This window comes from Dietzia cercidiphylli (genome assembly GCF_014145145.1).
Classification (GTDB): Bacteria; Actinomycetota; Actinomycetes; order Mycobacteriales; family Mycobacteriaceae; genus Dietzia; species Dietzia natronolimnaea.
The window spans coordinates 1-11,046 of record NZ_JAALEA010000037.1; the positions used below are offsets into that span (position 1 = coordinate 1).

At 70.4% G+C, this 11,046-nt stretch carries 9 protein-coding genes and 1 pseudogene; 7 read left to right on the plus strand and 3 right to left on the minus strand.

What is annotated here, in order from left to right; translation table 11 throughout:
• Nucleotides 1-582 (plus strand): annotated as a pseudogene (locus G6028_RS01970) (cobalamin-independent methionine synthase); the annotation flags it as partial.
• A gap of 10 nt (nt 583-592) precedes the next feature.
• Here the strand turns inward: G6028_RS01970 and G6028_RS01975 are convergent.
• The gene (locus G6028_RS01975; RefSeq protein WP_182611333.1) at nt 593-1,288 is read right to left on the minus strand and encodes an exonuclease domain-containing protein; all 696 of its coding nucleotides are present in this window, start codon (nt 1,286-1,288) and stop codon (nt 593-595) included.
• 59 nt (nt 1,289-1,347) lie between these two features.
• Between G6028_RS01975 and ligA the strand changes: the two genes are divergently transcribed.
• The gene (gene ligA / locus G6028_RS01980) at nt 1,348-3,543 is read left to right on the plus strand and encodes an NAD-dependent DNA ligase LigA (protein ID WP_182652684.1); all 2,196 of its coding nucleotides are present in this window, start codon (nt 1,348-1,350) and stop codon (nt 3,541-3,543) included.
• A 122-nt stretch (nt 3,544-3,665) separates the two neighbouring features.
• Here the strand turns inward: ligA and G6028_RS01985 are convergent, their stop codons facing one another.
• Nucleotides 3,666-4,310 (minus strand): ACT domain-containing protein, encoded by a 645-nt coding sequence (locus G6028_RS01985; protein WP_182657885.1) that lies wholly within the window; start codon nt 4,308-4,310, stop codon nt 3,666-3,668.
• A 78-nt stretch (nt 4,311-4,388) separates the two neighbouring features.
• Between G6028_RS01985 and gatC the strand changes: the two genes are divergently transcribed.
• Genes gatC through gatB form a run of 5 tightly spaced genes read left to right on the plus strand, consistent with a single transcriptional unit; the run spans nt 4,389 to nt 10,094 of the window.
• The gene (gatC, locus tag G6028_RS01990; RefSeq protein WP_182615860.1) at nt 4,389-4,688 is read left to right on the plus strand and encodes an Asp-tRNA(Asn)/Glu-tRNA(Gln) amidotransferase subunit GatC; all 300 of its coding nucleotides are present in this window, start codon (nt 4,389-4,391) and stop codon (nt 4,686-4,688) included.
• Nucleotides 4,685-6,139, plus strand: a complete 1,455-nt coding sequence (gatA, locus tag G6028_RS01995; protein ID WP_182657886.1) for an Asp-tRNA(Asn)/Glu-tRNA(Gln) amidotransferase subunit GatA — start codon at nt 4,685-4,687, stop codon at nt 6,137-6,139. Before gatC ends, gatA begins: the two co-directional genes overlap by 4 nt.
• Complete coding sequence (locus G6028_RS02000) at nt 6,136-7,539, plus strand: DHA2 family efflux MFS transporter permease subunit (protein ID WP_182657887.1); 1,404 nt, start codon at nt 6,136-6,138, stop codon at nt 7,537-7,539. The genes gatA and G6028_RS02000 overlap by 4 nt, the downstream gene beginning before the upstream one ends.
• Before the next feature lie 28 nt (nt 7,540-7,567).
• Nucleotides 7,568-8,602: an ATP-dependent 6-phosphofructokinase gene (locus G6028_RS02005; RefSeq protein WP_182615866.1), complete on the plus strand. Its 1,035-nt coding sequence runs from the start codon at nt 7,568-7,570 to the stop codon at nt 8,600-8,602.
• Nucleotides 8,603-8,612: 10 nt separating this feature from the next.
• Nucleotides 8,613-10,094: an Asp-tRNA(Asn)/Glu-tRNA(Gln) amidotransferase subunit GatB gene (gene gatB / locus G6028_RS02010; RefSeq protein ID WP_182657888.1), complete on the plus strand. Its 1,482-nt coding sequence runs from the start codon at nt 8,613-8,615 to the stop codon at nt 10,092-10,094.
• Nucleotides 10,095-10,151: 57 nt separating this feature from the next.
• On the opposite strand, the gene G6028_RS02015 is transcribed toward gatB, so the two are convergent.
• On the minus strand, nt 10,152-11,046 hold an 895-nt coding region (locus G6028_RS02015; RefSeq protein WP_241730479.1), incomplete at its 5' end, for a PQQ-dependent sugar dehydrogenase.

Genomic DNA, 11,046 nt, shown 5'->3' on the forward strand with positions numbered 1-11,046 from the left:
GCGAGGGTCCTGCTCGACGAGCCGATGCTCTGGCACGTCGCGGCCGGCTCGGTTGCCGGACCCAGCCGTTTCGACCCGATCGCGCCCGTACCGGAGGACCGGCTGTCGCTCTCCCTGTGCCGCTTCGCCGACGTCCTGCGCCGCAACGGGGTGGCCGAGGTGGTGGTCCGCGTCCCCGCCGGCACCGGACCCGAGGCGCCCGCGAGGTGGTCCGCGGTCGCGGAGACCCCGGACGGTGAGGCGCCCCTCGACGGGCTCTGCGTTCCGGCGGAACTTCTCCACTCGGGTACCTCCCATCCCGCGCTTGACGCAGCCGGCACCGTCCTCGGTGGAGGGCGGATCCTCCAGCTGGAGGGACTGCCGGGGTCGCCGCGCCCGCCCCGCTCCGGCCCGGAGGTGGAACGCGATGTGTCCGCGATCCTCGCGTTGCTCGAGCGCCTCAGCGCGCCCCGATACGCCGGGTTGGGGCGGCTGGTCCTCACCCCGACCGTGGACGACATGACCTCGGGCCGCCTCACCCCGGTGGAGGCACTGGCGTCGGTACGTCGGGTGGCCGAGGCCGCCCCGCGGCTGGCCGAGTGACCGATCCGATCTAGGTGTCGGCGATCGGCCACTGTGTGTTGACGTCCGAGGCGTCCTTGCCCGACTGCTCGAGATAGGCCGCGAAATCGCGTTGCCGCGTCTCGTGCCACTGCGCCTGCTGCGCGTTGACCGCGCGCCAGTCCGCTCCGGCCAGTTCGGGGATCGAGCCGAGTAGCTTCCACGCCAGGCGGGCCGCCGCGAGCGCATCGGCCGCGGCCTCGTGGGCGCCGTCCAACCGCACGCCGTGGTGGGCGCACAGGGCCTCGAGGGTGCGCTTGCCCTTGCGGTACGGGTCGGTCGCCCGGTCGACGACGTAGGGGTCGATGACCGGGCCGAGCACCTCGAACGAGGGGTCCCATCTCCTGAGGATGGTGAGGTCGTACGCGGCGTTGAACACCACCAGGGTCCGCCCCTCCCGCCACCCCGTCCGGACCCCGGCGATGGTCTCGGCCACCACCTCCGCATGCGGCCTTCCGTGCTGCCTGGCCTGGGCGGTGGTGATGCCGTGCACAGCCGTGGCGCCCTCCGGAATGTCTATACCCGGATCGGCCATCCAGTTGAGTTCCACCTTTCGGGGCCCGTCGATCGCGACGAGGGCCGAGGTGACGACATGCGCGGTCCGGGGATCGGGTCCGGTGGTCTCGAGGTCGAATGCCAGCAGCCGGTTCCGGTCGAGGGAGACAGGGGTGATGTTCTCTGGGTTCATGCGGTCACCGTAGGCCACCGCCCCGACACGCCGGGCATGTGTCGCATTACCCTGTCCTCGTGAGCCAAGCGAGTCGAAGCAACGAGCCCGTCGGCACCGGGGACATCCCCCCGGAGGTACGGCAGGCGTGGACCGACCTCGCGGAGACGGTGCGGGATCACCAGTTCCGCTATTACGTCAAGGACGCCCCCATCGTCTCCGACGCCGAGTTCGACAGGCTGTTCCACGACCTGGAGGCGCTGGAGGAACTCCACCCCGAGCTGCGTACGGCGGACTCCCCGACACAGCTCGTCGGGGGTGGCTTCTCCACCGATTTCGCGCCGGTCGAACACCTTCAGCGGATGACGAGCCTGGATAACGTGTTCTCCGAGGAGGAGCTGCGCGCGTGGGTGGCCTCGGCGGTCGAACAGGCTCACATCCCCGCGGAGGACCTTCGGTTCCTGTGCGAGGTCAAGATCGACGGGGTGGCGCTCGACCTGGTCTACCGCGAGGGGAGGTTGGTCAGCGCGGCCACCCGCGGGGACGGTCGAACGGGCGAGGACGTCACGCTCAACGCCCGGACGATCGACGACATCCCGGTCACGCTCACCCCGACGAAGGACCGCCCCGTTCCCGCGCTGCTCGAGGTCAGGGGGGAGGTGTTCTTCCGGCTCGAGGACTTCGCCGACCTCAACGCGCGGCTCGTCGCCGACGGCAAGCCACCGTTCGCCAATCCCCGCAACAGCGCGGCCGGGTCACTGCGGCAGAAGAACCCGGCGATCACCGCCCAGCGCCGCCTCGGGATGTACTGTCACGGCCTCGGCGTGGTCGAGGGAGCGACCTTCGACAGCCTCCACGACGTCTATCTCGCGCTTGCGGACTGGGGCCTGCCCGTCTCTCCCCACACCGCCCCGGCGACCGGGGTCGACGAGGTACTCGAGCGGATGCGGTACTGGGGCGAACACCGGGACGACCCCGAGCACGAGATCGACGGCCTCGTGGTGAAGATCGACGACCGGGCCGTCCAGCGTCGACTCGGTCAGACGTCGCGGGCACCGCGGTGGGCGATCGCCTACAAGTACCCGCCCGAGGAGGTCATGACCGAGTTGCTCGACATCCGTGTCTCCGTGGGTCGTACCGGGCGGGTCACACCGTTCGCCCACATGGAGCCGGTGCTCGTCGCCGGCTCCACGGTCTCGCTCGCGACCCTGCACAACCAGACCGAGGTCAAGCGCAAGGGTGTTCTGATCGGTGACACCGTGGTGATCCGCAAGGCCGGGGACGTCATCCCGGAGGTCCTCGGCCCGGTGGTGGAGCGCCGGGACGGGACCGAGCGCGAGTTCGTCTTCCCCGAGCGCTGCCCCGAGTGTGAGACCGTCCTGGCGCCGGCGAAGGAGGGGGACGCGGACTGGCGTTGTCCGAACCAGCGGTCCTGTCCCGCACAGCTCCGAGAGCGACTGTTCTACCTGTCCTCGCGGAACGCACTCGACATCGAGGCGCTCGGCTACGAGGGAGCCTCCGATCTCCTCGCCAGCGGGGTGCTGGACAACGAGGCCGGTCTGTTCGACCTCACCGAGGCGGACCTCCTCCGCACCTCCCTCTACACCCGACTGGACAAGGCGACACGCAAGCAGGTCGAGGAGGGCGCCGAGCCGGAGCGAACCGTGCTCACCGAGAACGGCCGCAAGCTGCTGGCGAATCTCGAGACGGCGAGGGACCGGCCACTGTGGCGGGTGCTCGTCGCGTTGTCGATCCGCCACGTCGGGCCGACCGCCGCACGCGCGTTGGCCACCCGGTTCGGCACCATGGAGGACATCCGCGCCGCCTCGGAGGTGGAGCTGGCGGAGACGGACGGCGTCGGCGCGACCATCGCGGCCTCGGTGGTGGAGTGGTTCGATGTGGACTGGCATCGCGAGATCGTCGACCGGTGGGCGGCCTCGGGCGTCTCGATGGCCGATGAACGGGACGCGTCGATCCCGCGCACCCTCGAGGGCCTGACCATCGTGGCGACCGGATCCCTGGAGGGGTTCACCCGCGACGGGATCAAGGAGGCGATCATCGCTCGCGGTGGCAAGGCCTCGGGATCGGTGTCCAAGAAGACCGACTACGTGGTTGTGGGGGACAACCCGGGGTCGAAGGCGGCCAAGGCTGAGGAGCTGGGGCTGACCATCCTCGACGAGGCCGGCTTCGTGGAGCTGTTGGAGAACGGCCCGGCGCGGGAGGACGAAGACGGGGCCGACCCCGAGCCCGCCGATCCCGGGGGCGCCGCCGACTGATCGCCTGCCCGGGTGCGCTGCGTGTCGGGACCCAACCGGCCGCGCAACCCTTCGGGACGCGGGCACAGGGGCCGCGTATGTCGGAGGACCGACGTGAGCCGGGTCAGCCGGGGCGCGTCGGGTCAGCCGGCGTTGAGAGACCGCAGGATCCCGGTGAGATACCCCAGCCGGGCGATCTCGGACCGCCGGAACGACGGCCCGCCCGGTCGGCCGACGACGAGGACGTGCCCGGACGAGAGCGGGGCCGCGGCGACCGCGGTGTCCATCGACGTCCACTCGGCGGGCAGGTCGACCTCCAGCGCGGTGGCCCGCTCGAGGTGGCGAACCGCCTCGACCCGGCCCCCGTCCCACAACGGTGCGGCGGCGCCGCGAGCGACCAGCCGGCATCCATCGGTCGTCTCCTCCACCACGAGCGCCCACCCGAGGCGCAGCGCCGCGGGCAACTCGTCGGCGAGCATCTGGTCAGCGCCGGCCCCCGCCCCTGCCACCGCGTCGATGAGCTCGAGCTCGCGGTGCGCGTCGAGGATCCCGCCGAACGGCCGAAGTGAATCCACCATGACCCCGTCGAGTTGTTCGGCCGCGGTGATCAGGGTGTCGGGGAAGGTCCCGTTGGGAACGTTCACCACGATGTCGTCCACGGCCACCCCGTCGAACCGGTCCACAACGTCGAGGCTGATGATGTCCGCGCCGGCCGTCCCCAGGGCGACCGCGAGGGAGCCGAGGCTGCCCGGTCGATCGGGGAGCAGGACGCGGAGCAGATATGACATGGCGCCCATTGTGCCGCACTCTGATGGCCTGACTAGGCTGGGCCGGTACCGACACGCCACGCCGAAGGGACTACACACGTGACCTCGATCTCACGCGGGGACGTCGCGCATCTGGCCAGGCTCTCCCGCCTGGAACTGAGCGACTCCGAGCTGGATTCGTTCGCGAGACAGCTCACCGACATCCTCGACCACGTGCAGGCCGTGTCCGAGGTCGCAGCGGACGACGTCCCGGCGATGAGCCATCCCACCGCGATCTCCAACGTGTACCGCACCGACGTGGTCACCCCCGGTCTGACCCCCGACCAGGCGCTCGACCAGGCCCCGGCCGCGGACCAGCAGCGCTTCGAGGTCCCGCAGATCCTGGGGGAGGAGGCATGAGTTCGCTCACCACCGCCACCGCAGCTGAACTGGCCGGCCGGATCGCCGCGCGGGAGGTGTCCTCGGAGGAGGTCACCCGGGCACACCTCGACCGGATCTCGGAGGTCGACGGGGAGATCAACGCCTTCCTGCACGTGGGAGCCGACGAGGCACTCGAGGCCGCGCGCACCGTCGACGCCCGTCTCGCGGCCGGAGAGGAACTCGGCCCGCTGGCGGGGGTCCCGGTCGCCCTCAAGGACGTGTTCACCACCACCGACGCACCCACCACGTGCGGGTCGAGGATGCTCGAGGGCTACCGCTCCCCGTACGACGCCACGGTCACCGCGAGGCTTCGGAACGCGGGCATCCCGATCCTGGGCAAGACGAACATGGACGAGTTCGCCATGGGGTCCTCGACCGAGAACTCGGCGTACGGCCCGACCCGTAACCCGTGGGATCCCAGCCGTACCCCGGGCGGGTCCGGCGGTGGCTCCGCCGCTGCCCTGGCGTCCCACCAGGCCCCGATCGCCATCGGCACCGACACCGGCGGGTCCATCCGCCAGCCTGCCGCCCTCACCGCCACGGTGGGCGTGAAGCCCACCTACGGCACCGTGTCCCGATACGGTCTCGTGGCCTGTGCCTCGTCGCTCGACCAGGGTGGACCGTGTGGTCGTACGGTCGAGGACACCGCCCTCCTGCACCAGGTGATCGCCGGACACGACCCCCGCGATTCCACCAGTCTCGACGTGGCGGTCCCGGACGTGGTCCGGGCGGCGCGCGAGGGCGCGCGAGGAGATCTGTCCGGCGTGCGCGTGGGCGTCGTCTCCGAGTTCGCGGGGGAGGGGTACCAGCCGGGGGTCGAGGCGTCGTTCCGTGCCTCGGTGGACACCCTGCGGGAGCTGGGTGCGGAGGTGGTCGAGGTCTCGTGCCCGAACTTCCGTTATGCACTGCCCGCCTACTACCTGATCCTGCCGTCCGAGGTGTCCAGCAACCTGGCCCGGTTCGACGCCATGCGGTACGGACTGCGGGTCGGCGAGGGGTCCGCGGACCAGGTCATGGCGGCGAGCCGCGAAGCCGGGTTCGGTCCCGAGGTCAAGCGCCGCATCATGCTCGGCACCTACGCCCTCTCCGCCGGCTACTACGACGCCTTCTACGGCCAGGCACAGAAGGTGCGCACGCTCATCGCGCGCGACTTCGACGCCGCGTACGAGAAGGTTGACGTTCTGGTCTCGCCCACCACGCCGACGACCGCGTTCCCGCTGGGCGCCAAGGTCGAGGACCCGGTGGCCATGTACCAGTTCGACCTCTGCACCCTCCCGCTCAACCTCGCCGGACACTGCGGCATGTCCGTTCCGTCCGGTCTCGTCGACGGGCTTCCGGCGGGCCTCCAGATCATGGCCCCCGCGCTGGCCGACGACCGCCTGTACCGGGTGGGGGCCGCCTTCGAGGCGGCGAGAGGCCCGATCGCGTGACCACGGTCCCCGAGAGGGACGCATGGAAGGCCCTGGCGGCGCTCGTCATCGGGTTCTTCATGATCCTGGTGGATCAGACGATCGTCGCGGTCGCCACCGACGCCTTCGTCACGCAACTCGGAGCGTCGACCAACCAGGTGATCTGGGTGACCAGCGCCTACCTGCTGGCCTACGTCGTACCGCTGCTGTTCACCGGTCGTCTGGGTGACCAGATCGGACCCCGCGCGGTCTCGATCGCCGGACTGGTCCTGTTCACTGGTGCATCACTGTGGTGTGGTCTCGCGGGCAGTATCGAGACGCTCATCGTCGCGCGTGTGTTCCAGGGACTCGGTGCCGCGCTGCTCACCCCGCAGTCGCTCAGCGTGATCACCAGGGTCTTCGCGCCTGGACGTCGCGGGGCGGCCATGGGGATCTGGGGCGCGGTCGCGGGCATCGCCTCGGTCGTCGGACCCGTCCTGGGTGGTGTCCTCATCGACGCGTTCGACTGGCGCGCGATCTTCTTCGTCAACATCCCCTTCGGCGTCCTGGCCGTGGTCCTGGTCTGGCGGTGGGTCCCCAGGCTCGAGACCCGCTCGCACTCCTACGACGTCCCGGGCATCGTCCTGTCGGCCGTGGGCATGTTCCTCCTGGTGTACGGCATCCAACAGGGCGAGTCCCACGGCTGGGGCGGGACCACCCTCGCGCTCATCATCGCGGGGACGGCGGGACTGGCGACGTTCGTCTGGTGGCAGTCGCGCGTGCGCACGGAGCCACTGGTACCTCTACGCCTGTTCCGGGACCGGAATTTCTCGATCGGCACGTTCGGAGTCTCCACCATCGGCTTCGTCACCGCCGGCACCATGGTCCCGCTGATGTTCTACCTCCAGGGCGTCAAGGACCTCAGCCCCACGCGCGCCGGTCTGATGCTGCTGCCGATGGCGTTGATCGCGGGTGTCCTCGCCCCGGTCGTCGGGCGGTGGGCGGACAGGATCGACCCGCGGTTGTTCACGGGCATCGGGTACTTCTCCTACGCGATCTCCCTGTTCTGGCTTGCTCTGGTCATGGACTCGCAGACCTCGATCCCCGTGCTGCTCGGACCCATCGCCCTGATGGGGGTGGCCAACGGGTGTGTCTGGGCGCCCACATCGTCCACCGCGATGCGACGCCTCGAGCTCGCCTCCGCCGGAGCTGGCTCGGGGGTCTACAACACCACCCGCCAGGTGGGTGCGGTCCTGGGTTCCGCGGCGATCGGTGCGGTGATGCAAGCCCGGCTGGTCGTCCACGGCGACATAGGGCAGGCGGTGGCGGACGCCATGTATCTCCCCGCCGTGGTGGTCCTGCTCGGAGGAGTGGCGACGATGGCGTTTCGTACAGGTGAACAGTCACCGGAGCCGGGCACGGTGACCAGGTCCCGGCCCTAGACTGCGGGAGAACCGAGAGGAGTCCGACGTGCGTATTGGCGTGCTGACCGCAGGCGGGGACTGCCCCGGACTCAACGCGGTGATCCGCGCGTTGGTGCGGACCGCCCATTCCGAGTACGACTCACCCGTCCTGGGCTTCCAGGACGGGTGGTCCGGGTTGGTCCACGACCGTGCGGTGCCCCTGTTCGACGACGAGGGGATCGACCGCATCCTGCTGCGCGGGGGCACGATCCTCGGAACTGGCCGGCTCAACCCGGACATCCTCACCGGGAGCCTGCCGGAGATCCGGCGGACCCTGCAGCGCCACTCCCTCGACGCGCTGGTGGCGATCGGTGGCGACGGGACGCTGAAGGCGGCGCGGTGGCTCACGGAGAACGGTGTGCCGGTGGTGGGCGTCCCGAAGACCATCGACAACGACGTGGCGGGAACCGACTACACCTTCGGGTTCGACACCGCGGTCTCGATCGCCTCCGACGCGATCGACCGCCTGCACACGACGGCGGAGTCCCACGAGCGGGTCATGCTGGTGGAGGTGATGGGTCGGCACGCCGGGTGGATCGCCCTCCACGCCGGGCTCGCGTCCGGGGCGCACATGATCGTGATCCCCGAGGTGCCGTTCGACATCGACTACGTGTGCAAGGTCATGAAGCGCCGCTTCCAGATGGGGGAGGCGTACGGGATCTGCGTGGTGGCGGAGGGCGCCACACCCGTCGAGGGCTCGGGGATGACGTTGCGGCAGGGCGGGACCGACCAGTTCGGTCACGAGGTGTTCACCGGTGTCGCGGACCAGATGGCAACGGCGATCGCCTCCCGGATGAACCGCGACGTCCGCACCACGGTGCTGGGGCACATCCAGCGCGGGGGAACCCCCACGGCGTACGACCGTGTCCTGGCCACCCGTTTCGGTGTCCACGCCGCGCATGCGGTGCACCGGGGGGACTTCGGTCAGGTGGTGGCCCTGCGCGGGGAGTCCATCGAGATGGTGCCGGTCGCCGAGGCCGTCGCCGTGCTCAAGACCGTCCCGGAGGACCGCTACCGCGAGGCCGCCTGCCTCTTCGGCTAGATTGTTCCGCATGGAGTTCACCGAGGTCGTGTCACGTTTCGATCCCGTCATGGGCATGGAGGTGCACGTCGAGCTGCACACCGCCACCAAGATGTTCTGCGGGTGCCCGACTGCGTTCGGAGCGGACCCCAACACGCAGGTGTGTCCGGTGTGCATCGGTCTGCCGGGGGCGTTGCCGGTGGTCAACGGGCAGGCCGTCGAATGGGCGATCAAGATCGGGCTGGCCCTCGGGTGTTCGATCGCGCCGTACAGCCGCTTCGCGAGGAAGAACTACTTCTACCCGGACCAGCCGAAGAACTATCAGATCTCGCAGTACGACGAGCCGATCGCCCACGACGGTTTCCTCGACGTCCAGCTCGAGGACGGCACCACCTGGCGCGTCGAGGTCGAGCGGGCGCACATGGAGGAGGACACCGGCAAGTCCACCCACGTCGGCTCGGCCACCGGTCGGATCCACGGGGCCACGCATTCGCTGCTCGACTTCAACCGTGCCGGCGTTCCGCTGATCGAGATCGTCTCCAAGCCGATCGTCGGAGCAGGGGAGCGTGCCCCCGAGATCGCCCGCGCGTACGTCTCCGCTCTACGCGATCTGCTCCGGAGTCTCGACGTCTCCGACGTCCGTATGGACCAGGGGTCGATGCGGTGCGACGCCAACGTCTCACTGATGCCCAAGGGCGCCACCGAGTTCGGGACCCGGACGGAGACCAAGAACGTCAACTCCCTGCGCAGCGTCGAGGTCGCCGTGCGTCACGAGATGTGCCGCCAGGCGGACGTCCTGTCCTCAGGTGGGGAGGTCGTGCTGGAGACGCGGCACTTCCACGAGTCCGACGGGACCACCACGGCGGGCAGGCCCAAGGAGTCCGCCGAGGACTACCGGTACTTCCCCGAGCCCGACCTCGCACCGGTCGAGCCGCTGGACGAGCTCATCGAGAAGATCCGTGCCGAGTTGCCCGAGCTGCCGTGGCTGCGCCGCGCACGGGTGCAGGCCGACTGGGGTGTCTCGGACGAGGAGATGCGCGACCTGGTCAACGCCGGGGCCCTGGACCTGATCCTCGCCACCGTCGACGCCGGCGCGCCCCCCACCGAGGCACGGTCGTGGTGGGTGTCCTATCTGTCGCAGCAGGCCAACAAGCGCGGCGTGGGCCTGCCGGAGCTGGACATCACCCCCGCCCAGGTGGCGCGGGTCATCGAGCTCGTGTCGGAGGGCACGCTCACCAACAAGCTCGCCCGTCAGGTCGTGGACGCGGTCCTCGACGGCGAGGGTGAGCCGGACCGGATCGTCGCCGACAAGGGACTCGAGGTGGTCCGTGACGACTCGGCTCTGCAGAAGGCGGTCGACGACGCCCTCGCCGCCCAGCCGGACATCGCCGAGAAGATCCGTTCCGGGAAGGTCCAGGCCGCCGGCGCGATCGTCGGAGCGGTCATGAAGGCCACCCGAGGCCAGGCGGACCCGGCGAGGGTCAAAGAGCTCGTGATCGCCGCCTGCGGTTAGGCGGCGTCACCGCCACCGGCCAGGTGCGGGCCCCGGTGCACGGGGCCCGGATCAGGATCAGGTCCGGGCGTCCCCGCCGCCACCACCGGTCTGCGGCAGGATGACGGCGCGGTCGTCGGTGGGGACCGGAGAGCCGCCCTGCGTGTTCGTGGTCCCGCCGAGCAACACCCCGTCACCGACCGCGGCCAGACCGGTGATGCGTCCGTAGCGCCCCTCGGCCAGCGCCTCGGGTTGGCCCCGTGCCGCCCCACCCGCGAGGGGGAGGGTGTCGGCGCGTTCGCCGTCCGGCAACGCGAGTGCCAGTGAGTCCTCGGCCGCGGCGCACCCTCCCGCCGAACGCTGATCGGGCCAGGTCCAAATGATGCGATCGGCGCTCCGGATCACCGCGCCGCGGTCGGTGACGGCAGAGAGATAGAGGTCGGACCCGTGGGTGCACAGCCCACTGACCCGGCCCAGGTCGCGGGCGACGACTTCCGGATCGTCCGCCGTGCCGATACCCCTGAACCCGGGGTACCGCAGGAGCTCCGACCCCACGCCCACAGTCAGGACGTCGTCGACGAACGCGAGCCCCCCGGTCTCCGCGGGGGCGAGCTCGGCGACCGTCCTGGGTGCGTCCCCGCGCGCGAGTCGTTCGACCCTGGAGGGGCCGTCGCCGACGACGAGGAGGTACACCAGCCGGTCCTGGGCGAAGTCCGGGGAGGGCGCCACCGCTGCGACCCGACCACCCCGCGGGTCCACCCGGCCGAAGTCCTCGGGGGGTCCGTCCACCGAGACGATCTTGACGCCTCCCGTCGATTCGGCGACCAGCGCCCTCTCCCCGAGGCCGGCGACCGCGACAACCGGCTCGAGACACGTCGCGATGACGGCAGGGTCCGGGTCCACGCACGGGCCGGTCTCCGGGGGCGCGTCCTGCTCGCCCGGTCGCGGGGGCGAGGTGGGAGGGGGCGGGCCG